General features: G+C 63.3%; 22 protein-coding genes. 16 read left to right on the top strand and 6 right to left on the bottom strand.

Going from position 1 to position 24333, the window contains the following annotated elements; all coding sequences use genetic code 11:
• The first annotated feature begins 270 nt into the window (after positions 1-270).
• The 15 genes from rpsB to lpxB are packed head-to-tail and all read left to right on the top strand — an operon-like array spanning position 271 to position 15073.
• Positions 271-1143: a 30S ribosomal protein S2 gene (rpsB, locus tag VOI18_RS05015; protein ID WP_323761315.1), complete on the top strand. Its 873-nt coding sequence runs from the start codon at positions 271-273 to the stop codon at positions 1141-1143.
• A gap of 34 nt (positions 1144-1177) precedes the next feature.
• Entirely contained in the window at positions 1178-2116 is a 939-nt protein-coding gene (gene tsf / locus VOI18_RS05010) for a translation elongation factor Ts (RefSeq protein WP_323761314.1), read from the top strand.
• Positions 2117-2166: 50 nt separating this feature from the next.
• Entirely contained in the window at positions 2167-2958 is a 792-nt protein-coding gene (gene pyrH / locus VOI18_RS05005) for a UMP kinase (protein WP_416374857.1), read from the top strand.
• Positions 2959-2994: 36 nt separating this feature from the next.
• Complete coding sequence (frr, locus tag VOI18_RS05000; RefSeq protein WP_323761312.1) at positions 2995-3555, top strand: ribosome recycling factor; 561 nt, start codon at positions 2995-2997, stop codon at positions 3553-3555.
• Positions 3556-3580: 25 nt separating this feature from the next.
• Positions 3581-4318 (top strand): isoprenyl transferase, encoded by a 738-nt coding sequence (locus VOI18_RS04995; RefSeq protein WP_323761311.1) that lies wholly within the window; start codon positions 3581-3583, stop codon positions 4316-4318.
• Positions 4302-5105 (top strand): phosphatidate cytidylyltransferase, encoded by an 804-nt coding sequence (locus VOI18_RS04990; RefSeq protein ID WP_323761310.1) that lies wholly within the window; start codon positions 4302-4304, stop codon positions 5103-5105. Before VOI18_RS04995 ends, VOI18_RS04990 begins: the two co-directional genes overlap by 17 nt.
• Positions 5102-6292 carry a 1-deoxy-D-xylulose-5-phosphate reductoisomerase gene (locus VOI18_RS04985; protein WP_323761309.1) on the top strand — a complete coding sequence of 397 codons (1191 nt, stop codon included), beginning with the start codon at positions 5102-5104 and terminating at the stop codon, positions 6290-6292. Before VOI18_RS04990 ends, VOI18_RS04985 begins: the two co-directional genes overlap by 4 nt.
• Before the next feature lie 17 nt (positions 6293-6309).
• Positions 6310-7752: an RIP metalloprotease RseP gene (rseP, locus tag VOI18_RS04980; protein WP_323761308.1), complete on the top strand. Its 1443-nt coding sequence runs from the start codon at positions 6310-6312 to the stop codon at positions 7750-7752.
• A 37-nt stretch (positions 7753-7789) separates the two neighbouring features.
• Positions 7790-10177 carry an outer membrane protein assembly factor BamA gene (gene bamA / locus VOI18_RS04975; protein ID WP_323761307.1) on the top strand — a complete coding sequence of 796 codons (2388 nt, stop codon included), beginning with the start codon at positions 7790-7792 and terminating at the stop codon, positions 10175-10177.
• A 4-nt stretch (positions 10178-10181) separates the two neighbouring features.
• Positions 10182-10772, top strand: a complete 591-nt coding sequence (locus VOI18_RS04970) for an OmpH family outer membrane protein (RefSeq protein ID WP_323761306.1) — start codon at positions 10182-10184, stop codon at positions 10770-10772.
• 22 nt (positions 10773-10794) lie between these two features.
• Positions 10795-11829: a UDP-3-O-(3-hydroxymyristoyl)glucosamine N-acyltransferase gene (gene lpxD, locus VOI18_RS04965; RefSeq protein WP_323761305.1), complete on the top strand. Its 1035-nt coding sequence runs from the start codon at positions 10795-10797 to the stop codon at positions 11827-11829.
• Positions 11826-12281 (top strand): 3-hydroxyacyl-ACP dehydratase FabZ, encoded by a 456-nt coding sequence (gene fabZ, locus VOI18_RS04960; protein WP_416374856.1) that lies wholly within the window; start codon positions 11826-11828, stop codon positions 12279-12281. The genes lpxD and fabZ overlap by 4 nt, the downstream gene beginning before the upstream one ends.
• Complete coding sequence (gene lpxA / locus VOI18_RS04955) at positions 12278-13075, top strand: acyl-ACP--UDP-N-acetylglucosamine O-acyltransferase (RefSeq protein ID WP_323761303.1); 798 nt, start codon at positions 12278-12280, stop codon at positions 13073-13075. The genes fabZ and lpxA overlap by 4 nt, the downstream gene beginning before the upstream one ends.
• Positions 13068-13910, top strand: a complete 843-nt coding sequence (locus tag VOI18_RS04950; RefSeq protein ID WP_323761302.1) for an LpxI family protein — start codon at positions 13068-13070, stop codon at positions 13908-13910. The genes lpxA and VOI18_RS04950 overlap by 8 nt, the downstream gene beginning before the upstream one ends.
• Positions 13907-15073 carry a lipid-A-disaccharide synthase gene (gene lpxB / locus VOI18_RS04945; protein ID WP_323761301.1) on the top strand — a complete coding sequence of 389 codons (1167 nt, stop codon included), beginning with the start codon at positions 13907-13909 and terminating at the stop codon, positions 15071-15073. The genes VOI18_RS04950 and lpxB overlap by 4 nt, the downstream gene beginning before the upstream one ends.
• A 62-nt stretch (positions 15074-15135) precedes the next feature.
• On the opposite strand, the gene gltA is transcribed toward lpxB, so the two are convergent.
• Positions 15136-16440 carry a citrate synthase gene (gene gltA, locus VOI18_RS04940; protein ID WP_323761300.1) on the bottom strand — a complete coding sequence of 435 codons (1305 nt, stop codon included), beginning with the start codon at positions 16438-16440 and terminating at the stop codon, positions 15136-15138.
• Between the two features lie 24 nt (positions 16441-16464).
• Positions 16465-17904, bottom strand: coding sequence for a glutamate--tRNA ligase (gene gltX / locus VOI18_RS04935; RefSeq protein WP_323761299.1), 1440 nt, complete (start codon positions 17902-17904; stop codon positions 16465-16467).
• Between the two features lie 118 nt (positions 17905-18022).
• Between gltX and VOI18_RS04930 the strand changes: the two genes are divergently transcribed.
• Positions 18023-20083, top strand: coding sequence for a ComEC/Rec2 family competence protein (locus VOI18_RS04930; protein WP_323761298.1), 2061 nt, complete (start codon positions 18023-18025; stop codon positions 20081-20083).
• 700 nt (positions 20084-20783) lie between these two features.
• Here the strand turns inward: VOI18_RS04930 and lexA are convergent.
• The 4 genes from lexA to VOI18_RS04910 all read right to left on the bottom strand — a co-directional run bounded on the left by lexA (position 20784) and on the right by VOI18_RS04910 (position 24297).
• On the bottom strand, positions 20784-21482 hold the full coding sequence (gene lexA, locus VOI18_RS04925; protein WP_323761297.1) for a transcriptional repressor LexA: 699 nt from the start codon (positions 21480-21482) through the stop codon (positions 20784-20786).
• A gap of 108 nt (positions 21483-21590) precedes the next feature.
• Positions 21591-22397, bottom strand: coding sequence for an indole-3-glycerol phosphate synthase TrpC (gene trpC, locus VOI18_RS04920; protein ID WP_323761296.1), 807 nt, complete (start codon positions 22395-22397; stop codon positions 21591-21593).
• A 3-nt stretch (positions 22398-22400) separates the two neighbouring features.
• Positions 22401-23420 carry an anthranilate phosphoribosyltransferase gene (gene trpD / locus VOI18_RS04915; RefSeq protein WP_323761295.1) on the bottom strand — a complete coding sequence of 340 codons (1020 nt, stop codon included), beginning with the start codon at positions 23418-23420 and terminating at the stop codon, positions 22401-22403.
• Between the two features lie 286 nt (positions 23421-23706).
• Complete coding sequence (locus VOI18_RS04910; RefSeq protein WP_323761294.1) at positions 23707-24297, bottom strand: aminodeoxychorismate/anthranilate synthase component II; 591 nt, start codon at positions 24295-24297, stop codon at positions 23707-23709.
• Between the last annotated feature and the right edge of the window lie 36 nt (positions 24298-24333).

The raw sequence follows: 24333 nt of genomic DNA, 5'->3' as shown, positions 1-24333 counted from the left end.
GTGCGGCGCGGCGCGCGACGGGCAATGCACCGCGTTCGGACGCGCCCACCGGGGCGCGTTTGACACACGCCGGCGTGTTTCCGATCAATCCGGTGTGTTGGCAATGCTGCGGTCCTGTCTGACCGCGCTTGCCAACCTGCCCTTGCGCGCCTATAAGCCGCGCCATCACGCACACGGGGCTACGTCCGGTTTTCTGACCTGACGCTCCGGTGTCATCTGTTCAGGCAGGTGACTCCGCCCCGTGGAGGCCAACCGGAAAAGGAAAACACGATGGCTCTCCCCGATTTCAGCATGCGTCAGCTGCTCGAAGCTGGTTGTCACTTTGGACACCAGACCCACCGCTGGAACCCGAAGATGAAGGATTTCATCTTTGGCGAGCGGTCCAACATTCACATCATCGATCTGTCCCAGACCGTACCGCTGCTGCACCAGGCCCTGGTGAAAGTGCGCGAGACGGCTGCCAAGGGCGGTCGCGTGCTGTTCGTCGGCACCAAGCGCCAGGCTCAGGATCCGCTGGCCCAGGCTGCAGGTCGCTGCGCCCAGTACTACATGAACCAGCGCTGGCTCGGCGGTACGCTGACCAATTGGCGCACCATCTCGAACTCCATCGCCCGCCTGCGCGAGCTGGAAGGCATGTTCGAGAATGAGGGCGGCATGGCCGGCCTGACCAAGAAAGAACAGCTGATGCTGACCCGCGAGCGCGAGAAGCTCGATCGTTCGCTGGGCGGTATCAAGGACATGGGCGGCACGCCGGACCTGATGTTCGTGATCGACACGAACAAGGAGGGCATCGCCATCCAGGAAGCCAAGAAGCTCGGCATTCCGGTCATCGCCGTGGTCGACACCAATTGCGATCCGGACCTCGTTGACTTCCCGATCCCGGGCAATGATGACGCCAGCCGCGCCATCTCGCTGTATTGCGACCTGATCGCCGACGCCGTTCTGGACGGCATGGGCGACAGCCAGCTGGCGATGGGCATGGACCTGGGCGAAGCCGAAGCACCGGTCGAGACCTTGGTCGAAGCCGAAGCTCCGGCTGAAGCTCCGGCCGAAGCCGCCCCGGCGGCTGAGGACGCTCCGGCTGCCGACGCCGAAGCGGCTGCCACGGACACGTCATCCGAATCTGACAAGACCGAAGCCTAAGACTTCGATCCAAAGCGAAATTCAGGAGAAACCGATGGCTGGCATTACCGCTGCTCTCGTGAAGCAACTGCGCGACAAAACCGGCGTAGGCATGATGGACTGCAAGAAGGCGCTCGGCGAGACCGATGGTGACTTCGAGGCGGCCGTTGACTGGCTGCGCAAGAAGGGCCTGTCCAAGGCTGCCAAAAAGGCTGACCGCGTCGCCGCTGAAGGCCTCGTGGCTGTCTCCACCAAGGGTGGCCAGGGCGCCGTTGTGGAAGTCAATTCCGAAACCGATTTCGTGGCCCGGAACGAAAAGTTCCAGACCGCCGTCAAGGAAATCGCCGCGCTCGCCATTGGCGGTAGCGGTGATGTCGCCGAGATCAAGGCGGCGTCCACGTCTGGCGGTTCCACGGTCGAGGATCACCTGACCAACCTGATCGCCACGATCGGTGAGAACATGGCCCTGCGCCGTGCTGCGGTCGTCGTGGCCGAGCCGGGCGTGGTGGCCTCCTATGTGCACAATCCGGCAGCGACCGACATGGGCGCCATCGGCGTGCTGGTCGGCCTCAAGTCGGATGGCGACAAGGACAAGCTGGCTGAGTTGGGCCGCAAGATCGCCATGCACGTGGCAGCCGGTTCTCCGGCCGTGGCCGTGTCGGTCGATATCGATGGTGTCGACAGCGCCATTGCCGACAAGGAACGCGAAGTCTTCGCCGACCAGGCCCGCCAGGCTGGCAAGCCGGACGCGATCATCGAAAAGATGGTCGAGGGCCGCATGCGTAAATTCTATGAGGAAGTCGTGCTGCTCAAGCAGGCCTTCGTCATGGACCCGGACAACACCATCGAGCAGGTTCTCGAAGCCGCTGCCAAGGATCTTGGCACCCCGGTCACCATTTCGGGCTTTGTCCGCATGGCCCTGGGTGAAGGCGTCGAGAAGGGCCCCGAGGAAGACTTTGCCGCTGAAGTGGCTGCGGCTTCCGGCCAATCCTGATCCCTGTCTGACAACAAGCGGCGGCGCTTTCCAGCGCCGCCGCTTTCTATATGCTGCACGCCGTGACTGATTCCTCTGCATCCGGGCCGGCTGATGGCCAAGCGGGCGCGCCGAAATTCCGGCGTGTACTGCTCAAAGTCTCTGGCGAGGCCCTCATGGGCTCCCAGAATTATGGCATCGACATTGATACCGCTGACCGGATTGCGCGCGAAGTCGCCGCAGCCGTGAAGGGCGGGACCGAGATGTGCCTCGTTATTGGCGGCGGCAACATCTTCCGGGGCCTGTCCGGCGCCGCCAAGGGCATGGACCGCGCCGCTGCCGACTATATGGGCATGCTGGCCACTGTCATGAATGCCCTGGCCATGCAGACCTCGCTGGAACGCATCGGCGTTCAGACCCGGGTCCAGTCCGCCATTCCCATGACGACAGTCTGCGAGCCCTATATCCGGCGCCGCGCGACCCGGCACATGGAAAAGGGCCGAGTGGTGATTTTCGCCGCCGGGACCGGCAATCCCTTTTTCACCACCGACACCGCCGCCGCTTTGCGGGCGGCAGAGATGGGCTGCGACGCCCTCCTCAAGGGCACCCAGGTCGATGGCGTCTACTCCGATGATCCGCGCACCAATCCGGATGCCGAACGGTATGACCAGCTTGACTACCTCGACGTCCTGACCCGGGACCTGCGGGTGATGGATGCGTCGGCGGTGACGTTGATGCGTGAAAATGCGATACCGATTGTCGTGTTCGACATTCACAAGACCAATGGTCTTGCCCGTGTACTGGCCGGGGAGGGCAAGTGCACCATGATCGGCAAGATGAAGCCGGACGCCGCCACCGTCTGATGCGCGCCGGCTGACCCAGGAAAGAGCGAAAACGCCATGAGCGACGAGTATGACGAAAACGATCTGAAGCGGCGCATGGACGGGGCCATCGAGGCCCTGCGCAAGGAATTCGCCGGATTGCGGACCGGGCGCGCCAGCGCCGGCCTGCTCGAGCCGATCAAGGTCGAAGCCTATGGCACGCCGACACCGATCAACCAGCTTGGCAATATCTCGGTTCCCGAACCGCGCATGATCACGCTGCAGGTGTGGGACAAGGGCATGGTTGGCGCCGTCGACAAGGCCATTCGCAATTCCGGCATCGGGCTCAACCCGGTGATGGAAGGCCAGCTGCTGCGCATTCCGATCCCGCCGCTCAACGAGGAACGCCGGGCCGAAATTGCCAAACTGGCCGGCAGCTATGCCGAGCATGCGCGTGTTGCCGTGCGCAATGTGCGGCGTGACGGCATGGACGCGCTGAAAAAGATGGAAAAGGATGGCGACCTGTCCGAGGACGAACAAAAAGCCTTTTCCGAGGACGTGCAGAAACTCACCAATGACGCCATCAAGCGGATTGATGAAAGCCTGAAGTCCAAGCAAGAAGAGATCATGCAGGTCTGATTATCCCGTTTGGCGGAGCGAATGAATGAGTGACGACGCTTCCGCAGGCACGCCGGGGCCATGGCATACCGCCATCATCATGGACGGCAATGGACGGTGGGCGAAGGCGCGTGGGAGACCGCGCTCATTCGGCCACAAGCGGGGTGTGGAGACGGTCCGCAATATTGTCGAGCATGCGGGCGAACTGGGCATTCGCTATCTCACGCTTTTTTCATTCTCGACCGAGAACTGGAGCCGGCCGGCCGACGAGGTCGGCGCCCTTTTCGAATTGCTCAAACTCTATGTCGAAGCTGACCTGGAGGGTCTGGCCCGGCGCGGCGTGAGGGTACGTGTCATCGGGCGTCGTGATAATCTCGGGCCCGATCTGGTCGCAATCATTGATCGGGCGGAAGCGCGCACCCGCGACAATGACGCCTTCCACCTGACCATCGCATTCAACTATGGCGGTCGCGACGAAATCCTGCGCGCCTGCCAGGCCGTGGCCCAGGATGTCGCTGACGGCCGCCTGGACCCGGCGACCCTTGACGAGGCCCGCCTGGGCCACTTCCTCGACACCGCGGCCCTTCCCGATGTGGATTTGATGATCCGAACCAGCGGCGAACAACGCATATCGAATTTCCTCCTGTGGCAGGCCGCTTACGCCGAACTGGTCTTTGTCGACGCCTTGTGGCCTGATTTCTCGCGCGACGACCTCGCCCGGGCCGTCGACACATACCATCAGCGTGTCCGGCGTTATGGAGGCGTTGATGCCGGCGCCGCGTGATCCGGTCTTCCGGCGTCGTCTCATTTCCGCCCTGATACTCGGTCCGCTTGCGGTCGTGCTGCTGTATGTGGGTGACCTGGCCTTCACCGCCTGGGTCGCCGCCTTCGCGGCGGCCATGGCCTGGGAATGGATCCACATGTCGGACCGCGACGCTCCGCCGGTCGCTTATGCCATTGCCTGTGCAACAGCCTCCGGGACGGTGCTCCTGGCCGGTCAGACGAGTGTGCTGGATGCGCTCGCCTGGGGCGCAGCGGGCACTTTGGCAAGCGGGATAGAGCGCTGGCGGCGCGGCTGGTCGAGCGAAGTGCTCGGTGTTCTCTATGTCTCCTTGTCGGCGGCGCTTCTGGCATCGATGCGCGCCGACGCTGATCACGGACTGAAGGCGGTCGTCCTTCTGTTCGCCGTGGTCTGGGCGGCCGACAGCCTCGCCTATCTGGTCGGCACCTGGGTCGGCGGCCCCAAATTGCTGCCGCAGGCCAGCCCCAAGAAAACCTGGTCGGGCTTTGTCGCCGGTGTGGTCGCCGGCGCAGCGGCGGGGCTGGCTGCCGGGCTGCTCTTCGGATTGCAGCCGATGAATGTGCTTCCCTTTGCGGTGCTGGTGGCCCTGGCCTCAGTGGGCGGGGATCTGGCCATGTCAGTCTTCAAACGCAGTTTCGGGGTCAAGGATTCAGGCACGCTCATCCCGGGCCATGGCGGCGTTCTCGATCGGGTGGATGCCCTGATGCTGGCAGTTATCGCGGCGGTCCTGTCGGCACGCCTGTGGCCGCTTGAATGGGTGCCGTCATGAGCGCCCGCAGGATTTCTGTGCTTGGCGCCACCGGCTCGGTCGGTCTGGCCACGCTGGACCTGATCGGTCGGGCGCAGCCTGGCCGCTACAAGGTCGTCGCCCTGACCGCAAAGACCAACGCCGCCGAGCTGGCCCGACAGGCCATCCGCTTTGACGCCGAGTGCGTCGCGATTGCCGACCCGGACGCGGCTGCGGCCCTGCAACAGGCCCTGAAAGACCATCCCGGGATCGAGATCTGTGTCGGCGAGGAGGCGGTGTGTGAGGTCGCGGCGCGGGACGCCGACTGGACAATGGCGGCCATTGTCGGCGCTGCGGGGCTGAAACCGACGCTGGCAGCCTTGCGGCAGGGTCGGGCACTGGCTTTCGCCAACAAGGAGTGCCTGGTTTGTGCAGGCGCGCTGTTCATGGATGAGGCGGCGCGCTGTGGCACGACGCTGCTGCCGGTCGACAGCGAGCACAATGCCGTTTTTCAGGTCTTTGACCGGGCCCAGCGCAATGCAATCCGCTCGATCACGCTGACGGCGTCCGGCGGCCCGTTCCGGGAAGCGACGCGTGAGGCGATGGCCCGCGCCAGCCGCGCTGACGCCCTGGCGCATCCGACGTGGGAGATGGGTGCCAAGATCTCCATCGACAGCGCTACCATGATGAACAAGGGCCTCGAAGTCATCGAGGCCTGCTGGCTGTTCGACCTGCCGCCAAGCCGCGTCGAGGTGGTGGTGCATCCGCAGTCCATAGTCCATGGCATGGTCGAGTACGCCGATGGATCCTTGCTGGCGCAATTGGGTTCACCGGACATGCGCACTCCGATCGCCAGCGCACTGGCCTGGCCGCAGCGTATGGCCGCGCCGGTCGAGCGGCTCCGGCTGACCGATATTGCCCGGCTGGACTTCGAACCACCCGACCTGACCCGGTTTCCGGCAATACGCCTGTCCCGCGAAGTGATGGAAGCGGGCGGCATCGCCCCGGCGGTATTGAATGCGGCCAATGAAATCGCGGTCGAGGCCTTCCTGGCCGACCGGATCGGCTTCCTTGACATCGCCTCGGGCGTTGAACAGGTTCTTGACCGAAGCCTTTCCGATGCGGACATGCCGCGCTCGCTAACGGCTTTTGAAGATGTTTTCGCGATTGATCATCGCGCGCGCCAGATGGCACGGGACTTGATGGTCGAGCGCCAGACTCAACCCTAATTACGGACAGTTTTGACATGAGCCTGATCGGCGACGGCTTTCTGACCATATTCTCCTTCGTGTTCCTGATCTCGATTGTCGTCGTGATTCACGAGCTTGGCCATTATTGGGCGGGCCGCTTTTGCGGTGTACACGCGGAAGCCTTCTCGATGGGCTTTGGCCCGACCCTGTTCTCATGGCGGGACAAGCGCGGCACGGTGTGGCGCGTCGCGGCCCTGCCGCTGGGCGGATATGTGAAATTCCTCGGTGATGCCGGCGCGGCCAGCGAACCCGATGCCGACAAGCTGGCGCAGCTACGCGCGCAGATGGGGGAGGCGGCGGACCGCTGCTATCACTTCAAACCGATCTGGCAGCGCGCTTTCATTACGGCGGCAGGGCCGATCGCGAATTTCATTTTGGCCATTACCATCTTTGCCGGCCTGTCGCTGACCCTCGGCAATCGCGAGCTGCAGCCTGTCGTCGGAGCGGTTGTCGCAGAGTCTCCGGCCGCCAGCGCGGGGATTCAGGTTGGAGACCGGGTCGTTGCCATCGACGGGCGCGAGGTTCGAGCCTTCAACGACATCATGCGGATCGTGATTTCCAGCGGGACCAGTGAGCTGTCCGTTGAAATCGAGCGGGACGGCACGGTCATCCCGCTGCAGATGGTGGCGGCTCGAAATACCGTGGAAGACGAGTTCGGAGGCTCGCGGCGCTTGCCCCAGCTTGGCATCCAGGCTTTTTCCGAACCTGTCATCGGAGGGATCGAAAACGCCGGCCCCGCCGCGCAGGCCGGATTCCAGGTCGGTGACCGGATTATATCGATCGGGGATGAGGCCGTCGTCAGCTTCCAGCAATTCAGCCAGTTCGTTGCCCTTGCTGTTGACGCATTTGATGTCGGGGTTGAGCGCGGCGATCAGGTTTTAAGCCTGACAGTCGAGCCGCGGGACACACCCGAAGGGGCCACGAATGTATCACCGGCCTATGCCAGGCTCGGGATGTTGTCGGCCGGCCGGTTTGTTGAGTATCGCCGTTATAATCCGATCGAGGCAGTCGGATACGGGATCGGCCAGACGGGTGCTGTTGTTTCCACAACAGTTGATTACGTCACAAACATCGTGACCGGCCGCGCTTCGCCGGAGCTTCTCAATGGCCCGCTTGGTATCGCGACCGCCGCCGGGCAGGTGGCGCAGCGTTCCATAGAAGGCCATAGCAGTGCCTTTGACGCCGCGCGTGCGCTGCTCGTGAACCTCATAAACCTGGCCGGCGTGCTGTCCGTCGGACTGGGATTGGTCAATCTTCTACCGATACCCATCCTCGACGGCGGGCATTTGGTGTATTACGGCTATGAAGCGGTGGCACGACGTCCGCTGAGCATGAAGGCGCAAGCACTCGGTTTCCGGGTGGGGCTTGTTTTCGTGCTCGGTTTGATGCTTGTAGCGACCTGGAATGATATAAATTACAAGCTCAGCCAGTGGTTCTAGTGAGCAACTGACCGGGCCCAGCAAGCGGCGATCTTCCATGGTGAGTGTTCTGCGTGTGCTCTTCGCAGCCCTGATGACTGTGAGTGTGGCGACCATAGCGTCGGCACAACAATCGGGTGCGGAAGTTCCCGCAACGGCCCAGACCGAGGTGCAGCAGCCTGCTGCTGCCCCGCTGGTCCGGCAAATCCTGGTTGAGGGCAATCAGCGGGTCGAGGCCGATACGGTCCTGTCCTATCTGCTGCTGCAACCGGGCCAGCCCTTCGATACCCGACTGGTCAACCTGTCGATCCAGACCCTGTTTGCCACCGGCCTGTTCTCGGATGTGCAGATGGAGGATCGCGGCGAGATCGTGATCGTCCGGGTCCAGGAAAACCCGATCATCAACCGCGTTATCCTCGAGGGGAACAGCGCCATTGATGACGAGAAGATCACCGACGAAATCCAGGCCCAGCCGCGCGCCATCTTCACCCGCTCACGGGTGCAGTCGGATGTGCAGCGCATCATCGAGGTCTATCGGCGTTCCGGACGCTTTGCCGCGACCGTGACCCCGAAGATCGTCGAGCAGCCGCAAAACCGCGTCGATCTGATTTTCGAGATTTCCGAAGGTCCGGTTACCGGCGTGCGCCGGATCAACTTCATCGGCAATGAGAGCTATTCGGACCGCCGTTTGCGCCGCGAACTGGTGACGCGCGAATCGCGTTGGTGGCGCTTCTTCTCGTCCAACGACAATTACGATCCGGACCGTCTGGAATATGACCGCGAACTGTTGCGTCAGTTCTACTCGAACCAGGGTTATGCCAATTTCCGCGTTCTTTCTGCGGTGGCCGAACTGACGCCCGATCAGCGTGATTTCTACATCACGGTCACGATCGATGAAGGCGAGATCTACAATTTCGGCAACGTCACGGTCTCGACCGAAATCCCCGATCTCAATCCGGAATTCCTGCAGGCGATCCTGCCGGTCCAGGAAGGTGATCTCTTCCAGGGGCAGTTGATCGAGGACAGTATTGACGCGCTGACCTTCTCGGCCGGTGCAGCGGGTTACGCCTTCGTCAACATCCGTCCGCTGACCACCCGTAATCGCGAAGACCGGACCGTTGACGTCGAATTCGTGATCGATGAGGGCCCGCGGGTCTATATCGAACGCATCGATATCTCCGGGAACACACGGACACTGGATCAGGTGATCCGCCGCGAACTCGATATTGTCGAGGGCGACGCCTTCAATCAGGTCCTGATCGACCGGTCCCGCAACAATATCCGGCGTCTCGGCTTCTTCGAGGATGTCGAAGTTGAAGAGACCCCGGGCTCGGCCCCGGACCGTGCTCGCGTCAATGTCGCCGTGACCGAACAACCGACGGGCGAGCTGGCCTTCGGTGCCGGTTTCTCCTCGACCGACTCCTTCCTGATCGATCTGTCGATCTCGGAACGGAACCTGCGTGGTCGGGGTCAGTTCCTGCGTTTCAGGATTTCCGCCTCGTCGAACCGCGAATCGCTGGATATTCGCTTTACCGAACCGCGCTTCCTGGACCGCAACCTGGCCGCCGGCTTTGACCTGTTTCGGGTCAATTCCGACTTCCTGTCCGAAGCTTCGTTCCAAACCGAGTCAACCGGCGCCAGCCTGCGGCTGGGTTTCCCGGTCACCGCGTCGACCAATCTGCAGCTGGGCTACACCTACCGGACCGATAATGTCCTGGTGTTCTCCTCTGCGTCCTCGGCTCTGATCAACCAGGCCGGAAGCCGGGTCACCTCGGTTCTCACCTATACGCTGAACTGGTCGCGCCTGAATGACCCGGTGGAGCCGAGCAATGGTTACCGGCTTCAGTTTACGCAGGGATTTGCGGGTATTGGCGGCGATGTTCGCTATGTCCGCTCGGAATTCAACGGCGCCATATATCGGCCATTCTTCCCGGGTCTACTCGGCAATGAGGTGGTCGCCAGCTTTACGATGAACGGTGGCTTCGTCCTGCCATGGGGCGGAGACTCGGTTCGGATCAATGATCGCTTCTTCAAGGGCGGAAACTCATTCCGCGGCTTTGAAGTCGCCGGTATTGGCCCGCGCGCCGTGTCGCGTGATCCCAATACGGGCGAGCTGATCCGGGGTGATGCCCTGGGTGGCAGGCTTTATGCAGTGGGTGCACTGGAAGTCTCATTCCCGCTCGGTTTGCCCGAGCAATACGGGGTGAGAGGGAGCCTGTTCACCGAATTCGGCACGCTTGGCATGCTGGACTCGGCCGATCAGGTAGACGAGGGAACACAATCGGTGTTCACGGTTGATGATTTGGCGCTGCGTGCGTCGGCCGGCCTGAGCATCTTCTGGGATTCACCATTCGGACCGGTGCGGTTCGACTTTGCTCAAGCCTTCCTCCGTGAAGACTATGACAGGGCCGAGTTCTTCCGGTTCAGCACTCGAACAGGGTTCTAATACTATGAAATTGCTTAAAACTCTTCTGCTCCTTCCGGTCCTCGTGATCGGCATCGCCGCCCCGGCGATGGCGCAGGCCAATATCGCGGTACTCAACGAGGAGCGGGTCCTGCGTGAGAGCGCGGCTGGCGTCCACATCGCCGCGCGGATGCAGGAAATCGCTCAGCAGATCGATGCTGAACTGCAGGCCCTGAGCCAGCCCATCCAGCAGGAAACCGAGCGCCTCAATGCCGAGACAGCGTCGATGACGCAGCAGGCCATCCAGGAGCGCCCGGACCTGATGAGCCGGATCACCACGTTGAACCAGCAGGCCCAGCAGTTCGAGGTCCTGCGTCGGGCCCGTCAGCAGGAAATCGTGCAGACGGAGCGCCAGGCCATGCGCCCGGTCTATGAGGCACTCGGCCCGATCCTCGAGGAAGTCGTCGCGGCCCAGGGTATCGATATTCTCGTGGACCGGTCCAACCTGGTGTTTGCGGCCCCGGAAATGGACATTTCCCCGGATGTAATCGCCCTGTTGAATGCACGTCTGCCAACCGTTCCGGTGACGCGTGTGCGCCTTCCGCAAGACGGAGCCGGCCAGCAGCGCCAGCAATAGTCTGACATCCAGGGGGAAGACAGTGGCAGATCCGCGTTTCTATGACCGGCTTGGCCCGCTGACCCTGACAGAGATCGCCGCGCTCTCGGGTGCGGCGATTTCCGATTCTGGCACAGGCGATGCCGAGGTCGATCGGGTCACACCGCTGGGTGAGCCGGTTGCAGGCGCCCTGAGCTATGCCGAAAAAGCCAAGCTTTTGCGCACCGCGCCGGATGGGGCCCTGGCCGGTGTTGTGCTGATATGTCCCGAGGCCGCGACCGAGGACGCCAGACGCCTGGGTGCGGTTGTCCTGACCCACCCAGAGCCGCGAGCGGCCTTTGCCCGTGTGCTTCCGGCATTGTTCCAGGCCCGGGATTTTGCCGCCGACACCTATATCGATCCGACCGCCCGGATCGGGGAGGGGACCCGTCTGGCCGCCGGGGTTGTTGTTGGCGCCGGCGCCGAGATCGGACGCAATTGTGTCATCGGTCCCCACAGCGTTGTCGGACCGGGCTGCCGGGTCGGGGACAACACGCGGTTGGCGGCCCGCGTCAGCCTGCTGTGCTGTGATATTGGCGCCGATTGCAACATTCTTGCGGGAGCCGTGATTGGCGAGGATGGCTTCGGCATTGCAGTATCCGACGGAAATACAGTCGGTATTTTGCATTTGGGGAGCGTAGTGATCGGCGATCACGTCACCATTGGCGCCAATTGTGCGATTGATCGCGGCCTGTTCAGCGCGACGCGGATCGGCAACGCGTCAAAAATCGACAATCTGTGCCACATCGCCCACAACGCCGTCATTGGCGAGAACGTCATCATGGCCGGGTATTCGGGTTTGGCCGGCAGCGCTGTTCTGCAGGACAACGCCATGCTGGGCGGCCGGGTCGGGATCTATGACCATGTGACGATCGGAAAGGGGGCTCGCGTCGGCGGCAATTCCGCGGCTGCGCGGGATGTTCCGGCGGGCGAGATTTGGGTCGGAAATCCGGCCCAGCCGATGCGCCAACACCTGCGTGAACTCGCCGAGTTGCGTCGTCTGGCGCGGCCGAAAGACAAGACCTCCAGGAAAGGTTGACCAGCGTGTCCGATCGCATTGAGAACGCGGAAATCCAGACTCTTCTGCCGCATCGCTACCCCTTTTTGCTGATAGACGCCGCCGAGGATTATGTCGCCGGACAGTCGATCGTCGGCATCAAGGGTGTGACGGCGAACGAGCCCTTCTTTCCGGGCCATTTTCCGGGCAATCCGGTGATGCCCGGGGTCTTGATGATTGAGGCCATGGCCCAGGCCGGTGCCGTCCTGATGTACAAGACGCTAGGCGCGTCGCCGGATTCCGCGACAGTCTTTTTCATGGGCGCCGACAAGGTCCGCTTCCGCGCGCCGGTTCGCCCGGGCATGATGCTGCGTATGCCGGTGACGGTGACGGCAGCACGCCATGGCGTGTTCAAGTTCAAGGGCGAGGTCTGGGCGGACGGCAAACGTGCTGTCCAGGCCGAGTTTTCCGCCAAGGCTATCGAGAATTCATGACCCAGTCTCGCGACATCCACCCAACCGCCATTGTCGATCCGGCGGCTCAGCTGGGCGCCGGCGTCGAGATCGGCCCGTTCTCGATCATCGGCCCCAAAGTCGTTTTGAAGGACCGCGTCCGGGTCATTTCCCACGCGACCATCGCCGGGAATACGACCCTGGGCGAGGACTGTGTCGTTTACCCGGGTGCCCAGCTGGGACACCCGCCGCAAGACTTCAAATACCAGGGCGAAGACACGCAGCTGGTCATCGGTCAGCGCAATATCATTCGTGAAAATGTCACCATGCATCCCGGAACCACATTCGCGCGGGGCAGGACAGTGGTGGGCAATGACGGGTATTTCATGGTCGGCGCTCATGTCGCCCATGACTGCATCGTCGGGGACCGGGTGGTGTTCGCCAACTGCGCCGCGATCGGTGGCGAGACCGTGGTCGCGGATCACGCGATTCTGGGCGGCTATGCCGGCATCCATCAGAAAAGCCGGATCGGCCGTCACGCCTTCATCGGGGCGATGGCCATGGTCACCGCCGATGTCATTCCCTACGGGTCGGTAATCGGCAATCACGCTCATCTGGCCGGCCTCAATGTGGTGGGCCTGAAGCGCCGGGGCATGCCGCGGGAGACCCTGCGCGAGCTGCGAGCCGCCTATCGGTTGCTGTTCGCCCAAGAGGGCACGTTCGAAGAACGTGTGGACGACGTCGCACAGCTCTATTCCAACAATGCGCCGATCGCGGAGATTATTGATTTCATCCGTGACGACACCAAGCGTTCCATCTGCATGCCGGATGACTGAGCAGAACTGGACAAAACTCGGCCTGATCGCCGGCGGCGGTGACCTGCCACTGGAAATCCTCAAGGCTCAGGCGGGCCAACCGGTTTTCGTGATCGTGCTGCGTGGGTTTGCCGACCGCGATTACAGCGGCGTCGACAATGTGTCCCTGTCGGTTGGTGAGATTGGCGGCATCATCAAGGCGCTCCGCGGTGCCGGCTGTGACGCCATCTGTTTTGCCGGATATGTGTCCCGCCCTGACCTCAAAGCCCTGAAAATGGACACTCGCGGCCTGGTCATGGTGCCGCGGGCGCTGGCGGCGGGTCGCAATGGTGACGACGCGGTCATCCGCGTCGTGGTCGAGGAGTTCGAGCGTGCCGGTTTTGCTGTCATCGGCGCTGACAGCCTGTTGGGGCAGGACGGCTTGCCGGTCGGCTGTCTGGGGCGTGCCGAAGCCGCTGATGCCCATCTGGATGATGCCCGCAAGGCGATGATGGTAGCGGCGGAAATTGGTCGACTGGATATCGGTCAGGGCGCCGTTGTGTCCGGCGGCGTGGTGCTTGCGGTGGAGGCCCAGGAGGGCACCAACGCAATGCTGGAGCGGGTTGCCGGACTTCCGGCCCCGATCCGGGGAACGCCGACGGACCGGTCGGGCGTGCTCGCCAAGCGGCCCAAACCGATTCAGGAACGTCGGGTCGATCTGCCCACCATCGGAGTGGACACGGTCGAGCGTTGTGCCCGGGCCGGTCTCGCCGGCATTGTGCTGGAAGCCAACGGTGCCTTGATTGTCGACCGGGCCGGAGTCGAGGCCTCGTTGCAGGAACACGGGCTGTTTGTCCTGATCGAGTCAGCCCAATGAGCCAGCCGCACATTTACCTGGTCGCGGCCGAACGTTCGGGAGATTTGCTCGGCGCCGACCTTGCCCGCGCCTTGGTCGGCCTGACGGGCGGAGATGTGACCCTGTCGGGGATCGGTGGGTCGGCCATGGCAGAGGCGGGAATTGCGTCGCAGATGTCGATCGATGGCCTCAATATTCTGGGCTGGATTGACGGGCTGAAAGCCTACAAGCGCGTCAAGCAATCGGTCGCCGAAGCGGTCGAGCGGATCCTCGCTGCACGGCCTGACACGGTTGTGTTGATTGATTCCTGGGGCTTTACCCTGCGGGTCGCGCGCGGGGTGCGAGCTGTCGATCCTTCGATCCGGCTGGTGAAATATGTCGGCCCCCAGGTTTTCGCAACGCGACCGGGTCGCGCGGCCGTGTTGGCTGACACGGTCGATGAGCTGCTGACCATACTCAGCTTCGACGCTCCCTTTTACACGCCGCACGGCCTGCCGGTGACTTTTGTCGGCAATCCGACTCTGGAACGCCTGCCGTCCGGTGACGGGGCTGCATTCCGGGCGCGACACGGCATTGGTGATGCCGATCAGGTGCTTGTCGTGCTGCTGGGCAGCCGACCGTCCGAGATCCGCCGCATGACCCCGCCCTTCGCGGATGCGCTCCGGCGACTGCTTGATCAGTACCCGGGACTGCGTGTGGTCCTGCCGGTTGCCGATCCTGTCGCCGGCGATGTTGACGCGGTCATTGCGGCCCATGACAGCCTCGCGTCGGCGATCCGGGTCGGTGAGGACGAAAAGGCGGATGCGTTTGCGGCGGCGGATCAGGCGCTGGCGTGTTCGGGCACCGTTGTCACCGAGCTGGCGACAGCCGGTGTTCCGACCGTGACCAGCTACAAGTTGGGCTGGATCACCTGGGCCATCGCCCGCGCGTTCAACCTGATCCGGACGCGGCACATTTCGCTGGTCAATATCGCCGCCGACGAACGGGTCATACCCGAGCTGGTGCAGCTGAATTGTACAGGGTCCAGGCTCGCCGACGCGGTCGACGGTTTACTACGGGACCCGGCGGGGCGTAAGGCCATGTCGGTCCGGCTTCGAAGCATCACGGCGACGCTGCGCGGCGATGGCCAGGCCAGTATACGGGCGGCTGAAGCGGTCCTCGCCGGCCTCGACCCGCGCGACTGATCGGCAAACAAGAAAGGCCGCCCCGAAAGGAGCGGCCTTCTTCATGGTGCATACGGATCCGCTCAGCGTTTGGACAGGTCCAGATAGTCGCGCGGACGGGCGCCGGTGAAGAGTTGGCGCGGACGACCGATCTTCTGGGTCGGGTCCTCGATCATCTCGGACCACTGCGCGATCCAGCCAACCGTCCGGGCCAGGGCAAAGAGGACGGTGAACATCTCGGTCGGGAAGCCCATCGCCTTCAAGGTGATGCCTGAATAGAAGTCGATGTTCGGATAAAGCTTCTTCTCGACGAAATACGGATCTTCCAGCGCAATGCGTTCGAGTTCCATGGCGACCTGCAAGGTCGGGTCGTTACGCACGCCCAGAACGTCCAGAACCTCATGACAGGTATCGCGCATGACCTTGGCGCGGGGGTCGTAGTTCTTGTAGACGCGGTGACCGAAGCCCATCAGGCGGAACGGGTCCGACTTGTCCTTGGCCTTGCGGACATACTCCGGAATCTTGTCGACCGATCCGATCTCGTTGAGCATGTTCAGTGCCGCTTCGTTGGCACCGCCATGGGCCGGTCCCCAGAGCGAGGCGATTCCCGCTGCGATACAGGCGAACGGGTTGGCGCCCGAAGACCCCGCCAGGCGGACCGTCGACGTCGAGGCGTTCTGCTCGTGATCGGCGTGGAGGATGAAGATCTTGTCCATCGCCTTGGCGAGCACCGCATTGCTCTCGTAATCCTCGGCCGGAACCGCAAAGCACATGCGCAGGAAATTGGCAGCGTAGTCGAGCTCGTTGCGCGGGCTGATGAAGGGCTGGCCGATGGCATATTTGTAGGCCCGTGCGGCGATCGTCGGCATCTTCGCGATCATCCGGTGCGACGCTATTGTGCGCGCCTCGGGATCATTGATGTCCGTCGAGTCGTGGTAGAATGCAGACAGTGCTCCCACGGTGCCGACCATGATCGCCATCGGGTGGGCATCGCGCCGGAAACCACGGAAAAACTGGTCGAACTGGTCGTGCAGCATGGAATGGCGACGGATCGTCCAGTCGAATGTTTCCAGCTCCGGCTTGGATGGCAGTTCGCCATTCATCAACAGGTAGCAGACTTCGATGAAGTTCGAGTTGTCCGCCAGCTGGTCGATCGGATAGCCACGATAGAGCAGGGTGCCCTTGTCGCCGTCAATATAGGTGATCTGGCTTTCACAGCTCGCGGTCGAGGTGAAACCGGGATCGTAGGTGAACATGCCGGTTTCGGCGTAAAGCTTGCGGATGTCGATTACATCCGGTCCGATCTCGCCGCTGAACACCGGCAGTTCGAGTGATTTGCCATTGTAGTTGAGCGTGGCCGATCCGTTCGGCTTGGCTTTGTTTTCCATCACGTCATCTCCATGGTTCGCCGGCTACTCGGATGCAACCGGCGTCATCTGATCCTTGATACGATCCAGCGTCTCGTCGCGACCGATGAAGGTCATGACCAGAGCCAGGTCGGGAGCGGGCGCTCCGCCAGTCAGCGCCGCGCGCAGCGGCTGACCGATTTTCCCGAAGCCGACTTCCTCGGCCTCGGCGAATTCCTTGAGCGACCCCGCCAGGGTGGTTTCATTCCATTCACTCACATCGCCGAGATGCGTGAACAGGCGGTAAAGCCGCTGGCGCGCTTCATCGTCCTTCAGGGGCTTTGCGGCCTTGCCTTCCAGCGTGAACGGTCGCTTGCGCAGCAGGAAATAGGACTGGGTCGCCAGTTCTTCCAGTGTTGACGCCCGGGTTTTCAACACCGGCATCGCGGCCCCTAACCGGTCACGGGTGATGCCGGCGTCGTCGATCCGGTCTTCAAGCGTGTCCAGGAAGGGCGCAAGCAGGTCAACGAGCCGTACGTCATCCGCCTGGGCGAGATGGTGCCCGTTGATATGATTCAGCTTGTCCAGGTCCATCCGGGCTGGCGCCTTGTTCAAGCCGGCCAGGTCGAACGCGGCAATGGCTTCGGCGTCACGAAACAATTCCTGGTCGCCATGCGACCAACCGAGGCGCAGCAGGTAGTTGCGCAACCCTTCCGGCAGATACCCCATTTCGCGGTAAGCTTCCGCGCCGAGCGCGCCATGGCGTTTGGATAGTTTTTTGCCGTCCTGGCCATGGATCAAAGGGACATGGGCAAAGACCGGTCGCTCCCAAGCCATGGCGTCGTAGATCTGGCTCTGACGCCCGGCATTGACCAGGTGGTCGTCGCCGCGAACGATATGGGTGATCTCCATATCGTGATCATCGACCACCACGGCCAGGTTATAGGTCGGCGTGCCGTCGGAGCGCAGCAGGATGAGATCGTCGAATTCCTTGGCGGCCCAGCGCACCTCACCCTGGACAGCATCATCAATCACCACAGCGCTGTCGGGCGCCTTGAAGCGTACCGTGAAAGGCGTATCTGCCGGGGCTTCGGCCGCTCCCTTGTCCCGCCAGGGCGAGCGCAGGGCGCGACCGGCGGCATAGGCTTCATCCCGAAGAATCTGGGTCTCTTCCGGTGTGCAATAGCATCGGAAGGCGCGGCCGCGCGCCAGCAATTCGTCGGCGATTTCGACATGCCGCCCGGCCCGGTCAAACTGCGAGACCGGCTCGCCGTCCCAGTCCAGACCCATCCATGACAATCCGTCGAGGATGGCTTCAACGGCGGCCGGATTCGAGCGCGCTCGGTCGGTATCTTCGATGCGCAGAAGGAAGGTGCCGCCATGGCGCTTCGCCAGCAGCCAGTTGAACAGCGCCGTTCGTGCCCCTCCGATGTGAAGGAAGCCGGTCGGTGAAGGAGCGAAGCGGGTACGGATCATCTTGGCGTTGTTTTGCAATTGCGAATTCATGTTGCACTGCGAGAGGAGGAAGTCGTGTTAGCATGAATATCAGGTTTTGCGATAGACCGTAGGCTGCTTCATGCTCGACCCTGACGCAATCAGGCCGCACCGCCCGGCACGTCACCGGATGCGACCGGCTAAGTCCATCGACCCGTTTGCAGATTTCGGTCCGGTCATCCTCACAGCCCTGGGCGGAATAATTGGCTGTAGCGCCTATTTTTTCGTCTCGGCCGAGCCGGGACCCGTTGTTTTCCTCGTTCCGGCAGTGACCGGATTGGTGCTCGGGCTGCTGGTACATTTTTCCCCTGTTGGCCGAAAACGCTGGCTTCGCCTGACGGCGATGTTGGCGATCCTGCTGGTCGCGGCTGCCGCATTCATGTGGCGAGCCCAGGATCACACCCGCGCCCATCATGGTGCGACTGTTTATCGCGGCGGGGGTGAAGCGGTGCTGGTTGAGGGCTGGCTCGAGGCGGTCGACCGCAGCGGTTCGGGACGCCAGAGGCTGCTGATCCGGGTCTCCAATGGCGCTTTGGCGGCGTCGTCGTCCGGTGTGGTCCGGGTGAGGGTATTGGGAGACCCCGCAGGCCTCGTTGCCGGCGACGCGGTGGCGCTCCGCGCCGTCCTGTCGCCGCCACGGCCGGCTGCGGTGCCTGGCAGTTATGATTTCGCGTTTCACGCCGGTTTTTCGAACATTGTCGCGACCGGCTATGGCATCAGTCCGGCAACCGCCGGACCATCTGTCGACGGGGATCGGCTGGCCCGCGGTATTGCCCGTATCCGGGCGTCGCTCTCAAGCCATATCCGTGACCGGATGGCGCCCCGGCCCGGCGGGCTTGCGGCCGCCTTGCTGACGGGGGACCGCGCCCACATCGCGCCCCGCGATGTCGAAGCCCTGCGCCGGGCAGGACTGGGCCATGTCCTGGCCATCTCCGGCATGCACATGGCCTTGCTGGCCGGCGGCGTATTTTTTGCGGTGAGGCTTTGCCTGTCCGCCATCACGCCCTGGGCGCGTCGGCATGACCCGGCCTTGCCGGCGGCTTTTGTCGCCCTGATTTTCGCGGCCGGGTATCTCGTCCTGTCTGGCTCGACCATTCCCACACAGCGCGCTTTCATCATGACAGTCTCGGTGCTCGGCGCCGTCATCCTGCGACGCCGGGCCCTGTCCATGCATACTCTGGCGCTGGCGGTGATTGCCGTTCTCGTCATGCAGCCACAGGCCATCGTGACTCCGGGTTTCCAGATGTCCTTTTCGGCGGCGGCAGCCCTCGTCGCAGTGGCCAGGGTCTGGCAGCAATCCCGCGGACATGGCGCCAGCCGCGGCGTGTTCGGGCAGCTCCGGCTCTTCATTGGCGGGTTGGGGACAACAAGCCTGGTTGCCGGTACAGCGACGGCCGGATTCGCAGCGTTCCATTTTCACCGCATTGCCACCTTCGGGCTGGCCGGCAACCTGTTGGTGATGCCCATCTTTTCACTCTTGGTGATGCCGGCCGGTGTGTTGGGCCTGGTGCTGATCCCTGTCGGGCTCGATGCGCTCCCGTTCCGGGTCATGGAGGCCGGGCTCGTTGTCATGCTCGACCTTGCCGGACGTGTTGCTGACTGGCCGGGTGCCCAACGCACTGTCGTGGCCGCGCCAGGTGCGGTGCTGGCCTTGTTCTCGGCCGGGTTCATCCTGCTTCTTTTGCTTCGTGGAGCGTTCCGCGGAGCCGGTGGCGCCGTGATGGCGATCGCCCTGGCCGCCTGGATGCTGCTGCCCCAGCCTGACCTGTTCATTTCTGAAACCGGTCTGGTACTGGCCCGCAATGGCGATGAGGCCTGGGTGGTCAGTGACCGTCGCCGGTCGCGCTTTGCGGCCCGGGTCTTTCTGGAAGCGCGCGGGGTCGGCGGAGCGCCGCCGCAGCGCTGGCAGGCCCGGTGCGACGGGAGCGGGTGCAGCGCCCGTCTGGGCGAGCTGACTGTCACCCGGCTGACCCGGCTTGATGACTGGGCCACTGATTGCGCCCGCTCGGACATCATTGTCAGCGACGCCCGGATGCCGACCTGGATCATCGCTCAATGCAGAGCCGAGGTATTCGACCCTGACCGTCTTGCCCGTACCGGCAGCCAGGTCATTCAAACAGGTGGACACAGGATAATGTCGGTCCGGAGCGCGCGACCGGCTGGCGTCAGACGGCTTTGGTCGACGGGTTGATTGGCCAATGGCCGTGCGGGTCAGGGACGCGGTTGGACAGTGTCGGGGGTGGGCGCAGATGTGATTGCCTGCGGATGGGACTGCGGGGAGGGGCGTTATTATCGAGAGCGGTCTCTACGGGGATGGGGCTGGCGTGGCTGACTGGCGACGTCGCGGGCACGTGTCCGGGTCCGCCAGCGGTCGCGATGGCGGGTTTGCATAGCGCGATTTCACAGATTTCGCCTGGAGCGTCGCAACGAGGAGCGGACCAACGAGGAGCGAACCAAACCGGAATGGACCAAGCGAGGGGTCGCCTGTTGCGACGCCCATTCCATCGCAAGCGCGCGTGTTTCCCAACCCCTGTTTGCCGCGGCCAGGCGGCTCTCCCCCAGCAAGGCGTTCACCCGGCAAGGCTTTCATCCAGCAAGGCGTTCATCCGGCAAGGCTCTCATCCTAACTGCATCCAGGCCCAACGGGATCGAATGACCTTGCGGCCTTGAACCGGCGGCTTTGACCCGGCGCTTTTGACTCGGCACGGGCAGGGACCGGAAATGCCGGCAGGCCGGATACAAATCCTGCCCGCGAGCCTGACGCCCGCGTGTGGACGTCATCGTGCGCAAACCGGCAAAGGACCTGAAATCACGAACAGGGTCGCCCGTGCATGAGTGCGTAGCCCCCTCGTGCTCAGGCTCGAACACCCGCGCAAAACCGTGTTCATCCGCTAGTGATAGCGTCGGATCAATCCCACAAGGCGACCCTGAACCTTGACACGATCCGGCGGAAAAATCCGCGTTTCATAGTCCGGATTGGCAGCCTCCAGGGCGACGGAGCCGCCCTTCTTGCGCAAGCGCTTCAAGGTTGCTTCCTCGTCATCGATTAGGGCGACCACGATGTCTCCCGTCTCGGCCGACTGACACCGGCGGATGAGCACGGTGTCTCCATCCATGATGCCGGCCTCGATCATCGAATCGCCTTTCACCTCAAGCCCGAAATGCTCGCCACCGACAACCATGTCGGCCGGTACCGGAAATCGGTCCGTCTCGTGCTGGATCGCGGAGATCGGTACGCCGGCGGCGATCCGCCCGAGCATGGGAATCTCGACTGATCGTTCGTGGGTATCGGGATCGGGCTTGGCGAAATTGCCGCGCACGACATTGTCGCCCAGATCGCCCTTTGGCAGGACGGGCGCTTCATGGGCTGCTGCCGACTCGGGAAGTTTCAGGACTTCCAATGCCCGGGCGCGATGGGCGAGGCGACGGATGAAACCGCGCTCCTCAAGCGCCGTGATCAAGCGATGAACTCCGGACTTGGACGCCAGTTGCAGGGCGCCCTTCATCTCGTCAAACGAGGGCGAAACCCCGGTTTCCTTGATGCGATTATGGATGAACAGCAAAAGCTCGTTCTGTTTCCGCGTCAGCAAGGTGACCCCCTTGTTTGCGTTCCGGAAATCGGGCCGGGAATCGGAACCGACACTGCAGGAACAAATCAGGAATAGTTGCGTTTGTTCTACAAGTGTTCTGATGCAGCGTCAAGCCGGGTCGGATCGGCCCAGAAGCGCCTGGGTGGCAGTCGTCACATCGTCCTGTCGCATCAGGCTCTCACCGACCAGTAGCGCCCGCGCCCCGGCCGCCTGGACCCGGCGGGCATCGTCCGGTCCGGATATGCCGCTCTCCGCGACCAGCAATCTGTCGGGCCCGACCATCGGGGCCAAGGCGTCGAACGTGTCGAGTGATGTCTCGAAGGTCCGCAAATTCCGGTTGTTGATTCCGACCAGCGGCGAATCGAGCCGCAAGGCACGCTCCACCTCCGGCGCGTCATGGACCTCAACCAGGACATCCATCGACCAATGGTCGGCTTCCTCGATCAGCGACCGGGCCGTGTCATCGTCAATCGCCGCCATGATCACCAGGATGGCGTCAGCGCCCAAAAGGCGCGCTTCGGCGACCTGGTAGCGGTCATACATGAAATCCTTGCGCAAAGCCGGGATGGCGACGGCGCGCCGGGCCGCTGTCAGGAAGGCATCGGCGCCCTGGAAGCTGGGGGTGTCTGTCAGGACCGACAGGCAGGCCGCTCCGCCTGCTTCATAGGCACGTGCCAGCGCCGGTGGATCAAAATCGGCGCGGATCAGCCCCTTGGACGGGCTGGCCTTCTTGATTTCGGCAATCAGTCCCAGTCCGCCGGGTGCCGAGGCAAGGGCTGCCGTGAAGCCACGGACCGGTGCGGTGTCGCGTGCCGCCGCGGCGATCTCGGCATAGGGGCGGGCCGTCTTGCAGGCCTCGATGTGGGCGCGCTTGTAGATACCGATGCGGGCCAGTGTATCGGGCGTGTTGGTCACGGCTCACGCCTCCCCGTTGGAAATGGCAACCATGCGGGTAAGCGCCGCCTTGGCCCGGCCATCATCAACAGCAGCGGCCGCCAGTTTCGTGCCTTCAGGGATGTCGCTGGCGAGCCCTGCCAGCATCAGCGCAGCCCCGGCGTTGAGAATGGCGATGTCGCGGAATGCGCCAGCTTCACCATCGAGCAATGCGCGGATTGCCGCGGCGTTGTCAGCCGGTGTGCCCCCCTGCAGGTCCGCTTCCGTCACCAGCGTCAGACCGGCGTCTTCCGGATGGAAGCTGTATTCACGGATATCGCCGTCACGCAGCTCGGCAATGTCGGAGCCGGTTGTGGTGGTCAACTCGTCCATGCCGTCCTGGCCACAGATGACGAGCGCGTGCTCGCAACCCAGGTCGCGCAGCGCCTCGGCGATCGGTACCAGCCAGCGCCGGTCATAAACGCCCAGCAATTGCCGCTTCACGCCGGCCGGATTGGAAAGCGGTCCGAGCAGGTTGAAAACGGTTCGAACGCGCAGCGCCTGGCGGGCCGGACCGACATGGCGGACGGCCGCATGATGGGCCGGGGCAAAGAGGAAACCGACCCGGGCCTCGGCGAGGGACCGCTCGACGGCCTCCGGCGGGCAATCGAGCTTGACCCCGAGCTGGGCAAGCACGTCGGAGGAGCCGGACTTGGAGGAGGCCGCGCGGTTACCGTGCTTGGCGACCGTGGCGCCGGCGCCCGCCGCAATGATTGCGGCCGTGGTCGAGATATTCCAGGCGCCCTTGCCGTCGCCGCCGGTGCCGCAGGTATCAATGGCCCCCGCCGGCGCTGCGATCCGGGTCATCCGGCTGCGCAGGGCGCGGGCCCCGGCGGCAATGTCGGAGGGGCGCTCGCCGATCGCCGCGAGACCGACGAGGAAGCCGCCGATGGCCGCGTCCGGGGCATCCCCGGACATGAGTTCGTCGAACGCGCCGGCGATGGCCCCGTCATCCGGATAGGTACCGCGGGCGAACGCGGTCAGGCACAGGTAGATGTTTTTCATGGTCAGTCGTTTCGCTGGGAATGATCACAGGCGGACAAGGGCCGCGAACCGGACAGGTCAGGCGGGGTCATCACGCCATCGATGATCCGGGCACCATTGCGCGGCCGGCTGGAAGTATCGAACGCGCGTCGCGGCTCGCACGGCGTTCCCGCCGGCACAATGGGCCGGGCTGGAAGCGGATGGAGCGAAAGAAGACGGCATACCTGTCACCGGGTTGAACAAAGCGAACCCGCCCGATCTAGCGCGAGCCAGCCGTCGGTTCAACGTCGGCCAGCGGTGACGGTGCTCAGGCCGCAGCGGCGCGGGGCAGTCCGGTCAGGTCGAGAAAATTGCGCAGCAGGGCGTGGCCGTGTTGGGAAGCGATCGACTCGGGATGGAACTGGACGCCATGGACCGGCCGATCCCGGTGGCACAATCCCATGATTTCGCCGTCGGCGGTGTGGGCGGTGGCGCGCAGAACGTCGGGAAGGCTGTCGGGTCGCACCGCGAGGGAGTGGTAGCGCGTCGCTGTGAAGGGGCTGGGCAGGTCCTTGAACAGTCCGGTTCCGTCATGAACCACCTCGCTGGTCTTGCCATGCATGATCTCTTTCGCGGCCACGACCTCGCCACCGAACACCTGACCGATTGACTGGTGACCGAGGCAGACACCGAGTATCGGCAGATCCCGAGGAGCGGCTGCGATCAGCTCGAGGCAAATCCCGGCCCGGTCGGGATCACAGGGGCCGGGCGACAGGACGACCCCGCTCGGCGCGAGCGCCAGGGCTTGCGCGGCGCTCATGGCGTCATTGCGGATCACTTTCGTGCCAGCACCGAGCTCCTGGAAGTAATGAACCAGGTTGAATGTGAAGCTGTCGTAGTTATCGATGATCAGCAGCATGGCGCTCTCCCTGCCGCAGACCCTAGTGAGCAGGGC

It is taken from the genome of Maricaulis sp., from assembly GCF_034670125.1.
Classification (GTDB): Bacteria; Pseudomonadota; Alphaproteobacteria; order Caulobacterales; family Maricaulaceae; genus Maricaulis.
This window is presented reverse-complemented; position numbering and strand designations above follow the sequence as displayed.

What these genes read in the sequence shown, in the direction of transcription:
- rpsB (WP_323761315.1), top strand. Translation starts at nt 271, where the DNA reads ATGGCTCTCCCCGATTTCAGCATGCGTCAGCTGCTCGAAGCTGGTTGT.
- tsf (WP_323761314.1), top strand. Translation starts at nt 1,178, where the DNA reads ATGGCTGGCATTACCGCTGCTCTCGTGAAGCAACTGCGCGACAAAACC.
- pyrH (WP_416374857.1), top strand. Translation starts at nt 2,167, where the DNA reads ATGCTGCACGCCGTGACTGATTCCTCTGCATCCGGGCCGGCTGATGGC.
- frr (WP_323761312.1), top strand. Translation starts at nt 2,995, where the DNA reads ATGAGCGACGAGTATGACGAAAACGATCTGAAGCGGCGCATGGACGGG.
- VOI18_RS04995 (WP_323761311.1), top strand. Translation starts at nt 3,581, where the DNA reads ATGAGTGACGACGCTTCCGCAGGCACGCCGGGGCCATGGCATACCGCC.
- VOI18_RS04990 (WP_323761310.1), top strand. Translation starts at nt 4,302, where the DNA reads ATGCCGGCGCCGCGTGATCCGGTCTTCCGGCGTCGTCTCATTTCCGCC.
- VOI18_RS04985 (WP_323761309.1), top strand. Translation starts at nt 5,102, where the DNA reads ATGAGCGCCCGCAGGATTTCTGTGCTTGGCGCCACCGGCTCGGTCGGT.
- rseP (WP_323761308.1), top strand. Translation starts at nt 6,310, where the DNA reads ATGAGCCTGATCGGCGACGGCTTTCTGACCATATTCTCCTTCGTGTTC.
- bamA (WP_323761307.1), top strand. Translation starts at nt 7,790, where the DNA reads ATGGTGAGTGTTCTGCGTGTGCTCTTCGCAGCCCTGATGACTGTGAGT.
- VOI18_RS04970 (WP_323761306.1), top strand. Translation starts at nt 10,182, where the DNA reads ATGAAATTGCTTAAAACTCTTCTGCTCCTTCCGGTCCTCGTGATCGGC.
- lpxA (WP_323761303.1), top strand. Translation starts at nt 12,278, where the DNA reads ATGACCCAGTCTCGCGACATCCACCCAACCGCCATTGTCGATCCGGCG.
- VOI18_RS04950 (WP_323761302.1), top strand. Translation starts at nt 13,068, where the DNA reads ATGACTGAGCAGAACTGGACAAAACTCGGCCTGATCGCCGGCGGCGGT.
- lpxB (WP_323761301.1), top strand. Translation starts at nt 13,907, where the DNA reads ATGAGCCAGCCGCACATTTACCTGGTCGCGGCCGAACGTTCGGGAGAT.
- gltA (WP_323761300.1), bottom strand. Translation starts at nt 16,440, where the DNA reads ATGGAAAACAAAGCCAAGCCGAACGGATCGGCCACGCTCAACTACAAT.
- gltX (WP_323761299.1), bottom strand. Translation starts at nt 17,904, where the DNA reads ATGAATTCGCAATTGCAAAACAACGCCAAGATGATCCGTACCCGCTTC.
- VOI18_RS04930 (WP_323761298.1), top strand. Translation starts at nt 18,023, where the DNA reads ATGCGACCGGCTAAGTCCATCGACCCGTTTGCAGATTTCGGTCCGGTC.
- trpD (WP_323761295.1), bottom strand. Translation starts at nt 23,420, where the DNA reads ATGAAAAACATCTACCTGTGCCTGACCGCGTTCGCCCGCGGTACCTAT.
- VOI18_RS04910 (WP_323761294.1), bottom strand. Translation starts at nt 24,297, where the DNA reads ATGCTGCTGATCATCGATAACTACGACAGCTTCACATTCAACCTGGTT.